The 3,070-nt window shown below is 63.3% G+C and carries 2 protein-coding genes and 1 pseudogene; all 3 read left to right on the top strand.

Features of this window, described 5'->3' with window-relative positions; translation table 11 throughout:
* Positions 1–1,804, top strand: a pseudogene (locus EOA33_RS41390) (hypothetical protein); the annotation flags it as partial.
* Positions 1,805–1,879: 75 nt separating this feature from the next.
* Positions 1,880–2,248, top strand: coding sequence for a hypothetical protein (locus EOA33_RS30060; RefSeq protein WP_126056484.1), 369 nt, complete (start codon positions 1,880–1,882; stop codon positions 2,246–2,248).
* A gap of 136 nt (positions 2,249–2,384) precedes the next feature.
* Positions 2,385–3,070: transglycosylase SLT domain-containing protein (locus tag EOA33_RS30065; protein WP_127407294.1), on the top strand; the 686-nt coding region annotated here is incomplete at its 3' end.

Genomic DNA, 3,070 nt, shown 5'->3' on the forward strand with positions numbered 1-3,070 from the left:
CGACCTCGGCAGCGGCCTGGTGACGCTGTCGGCGACGGCGACGGTGACCGATGGCGACCACGACCAGGCGACCTCGACGGTGAGCACCGATCTGGGCGGCAACATCGGCTTCGACGACGACGTCCCGACGGTTCTCGACAAGACGGACCTCTATTTCGCCAACAGCGGCACCGTCAGCGGAACCGGCGTGTTCGACTACTCCATCGGAGCTGACAGCCATTCCACGTACAGCAGCCTCAATTCTGACTTTGCCGCCATCACCTTGGCCGGGACCGTGGCCGGGAACGCGATCACCGCGCCGACCGTAACCTGGGCCTCCGAGACCTCGACACAGGCTGTGTTCAACATCAGCTTCAGCTATCTCACGGGCGGAGCGACGACCCAGGAAACGGGCACACTCACCTTCGACAAGGTGGCGGGCACCTACACCGTTGACCTGGCCGATCCGATTTCCGCGGTGACGATCAGCACAGTGAGCAATTCGTCTTCCATCACCGGCTATCAGCCGGGGTCTTCGACGACCGACAACACCCAGCCGGAAGTGGCGGTGGCGCAGGTCAATTCGAACCTGTTCATCCAGTTCACCGGCTACGCGGAACCAGGCAACGGCACCGGAGCCAACAACCTGCAAGCGGGCTCGGTCGACGGCAGCACGCTTACCTTCGTGAACGGAGAACTGATCACCCAGGCCTCGACATACGTGTCCATCTCGGGCACGGCAAACGGCGTTGCCGGCGACACGATGGGCAAGGGAGAAGTCATGGACATGGACTTCTTCACCACGAACCCGACAGGATTTACCGGCCTGACGCCCGATGCCCAGGTGAGCTCGATGTTCCTGAAGTTCGACGGTATCGGGAATACCGAAGACTTCATCGTCATCCTCAAGCTCTACGATCCGACGACCAACGAATACACAACCAAGGCGATGTACGTAGAGAACGCCGACATCTTCAAGGGCCCGGGCTCCGGTCCTGGCGCCTACTCGAGTGTAACCCTCGACAACAATGACGGCCTGTTGATCATCGAATCGAACGACTACAATGCCGCTGGGCAGCATTACGTGCTGGTTGGGGCGCAGATCACCCCGACCGACGAGGGCATCTCCGGCACCGCCATCAACCTCAATGGCGCCATCGGTGCCGGCGGGGCGAGCACCACGACCCAAGACATCAGTTCCGATTCGAATGATCTCGGCTTCAAGATCTCCGATATCGGCCTGGTCAGCACCACGACGACGGCTCAGAACGCCGATCTGACCTTCAACGTCACCCTGAAGGACGCGGACAACGACACGACAACGGCACAGCAACTGGACGTCCACGTCACCAATGGCGTCACCTACACCGGCACGGCGGACGCCGAGACGATGCAGGGCACGGCCAACGGCGACACGCTGAACGGCAACGGCGGCGACGATATCCTGCAAGGGTTTGGCGGCAACGACCTGCTGATTGGCGGCGCTGGCCAGGACACGCTCACCGGTGGCACGGGCGCCGACACGTTCAAGCTTGACCACCTCGACATCAAGGACCTGATCGTCGACTACAGCGGTGTCGGCGGAGAAGGCGACAAGATCGACCTGACCGCCCTGTTCGACACGGCCCCGGGCGGCGGCAACATCGGCAACTTCGTGAACTACGATGCGGGGACCGGCACGCTCAGTGTCGACACCAGCGGTTCGGGAAATCCGGCCAACTTCGTCGAAGTGGCGCAACTCACGAACCACCCGGCGGCCAACACCATCACGCTGCTCTACGACGATGGGACGACCACGCATACGACGACGGCAAATGTGGTCTAGCGGCATGGCGCAACGGGACTTGGCCATGCTATGTATTAGCAACTCGAATATTAGGATTCTGGAGGGGACTTTATCATGAAGCGTTCCGCAAGACTGCTGGTCTCAGCCGCGGCACTGTTGCTGGTCGGATCGGCAGGGCGTGCCGCCGACATCATCGAAGGCCCGGCGGCCGATTACTGCCGCACCGTCGGGACTTCCAACCTGGTGCTGACCGACAACATCGTCGACCTCAAGGCCCAGGTGGTGAAACTGATGGACGAGTCGGTCGCCGTCGCCAAAAGCCCGGAGTGGATCAACTCGTCGCGCCCCGCCTTCGTCTGGGCTTCGGAAGCCAAGGCCTACTGCGGCATGGCCTATGGCTACCTGAAGACGAACTACAAGGACGAAGACACGCTCAACAAATGCGAGTGCTTCCACGATCGCATGGTCGAATACATGCACTGACCGCCAGCACGCCGGCCGGCTGGCGATGACGGAAAAGAGAAAACTGTCGAGGGCGATCGCCGCAGCGGTCGCCCAAGGTTTCTTGCTTGTCGCGGATTCTTGCCGGAAAAGCGTCGGACGCTTTTCCGGAATCTGCATGGCCGGCTTTGTCCTGCTAGGCACGAATGCCGGCGCCTCGGAACGATCCTCCGTCGAACGGATGGCCGACCGGCCGCGACAGACCGGCTGCGCCGCCAGCGGGGCATGGACGCGCGACGCGTTCAAGGCCTATGCGAGCTGCCAGGCATCGATCTACGGGCTGGAGCCGGTGCTGGCGCATGCGGTGATGGAGATCGAAAGCGGCTTCGACCCGCAGGCGCGCGGCGCTGACGGCGAGGTCGGATTGATGCAGGTGATGCCGGCGACGGCGCGCATGCTGGGCTTCCGCGGCTCGCTCGACGAACTCGGCCTGCCCGCCACCAACATCGCGCTTGGCGTCGAATATCTGGCGCTGGCCAACAAGCTGGCCGCGGGCGATCTTTGCACCACCGTGATGAAATACCGCGCCGGACACAATGAGAGCCGCTTCTCCGCGCTTTCGGTGCGCTACTGCGAGCGGGCGCGCGCGATCCTGACCAGGGAAGGACTGCCGGTGACGGGACCCTTGCCGGTGGCGACGTTCGGCTTTTCGGCGCTATCGGGCGCCGACGCCAGCCCCGCCGGCGAGAACCGCACCTGCGTGCGCCGGATCTTCGTGCCGGGACCGCGCTACATGCGGTGCGCCGATTACCGGAGCGCCGGCCAGGCCAGGCGGATCAGGGCGCTGCGGGCGCAGCTGTTCGA

This window comes from Mesorhizobium sp. M4A.F.Ca.ET.050.02.1.1 (assembly GCF_003997725.1).
GTDB lineage: Bacteria > Pseudomonadota > Alphaproteobacteria > Rhizobiales > Rhizobiaceae > Mesorhizobium.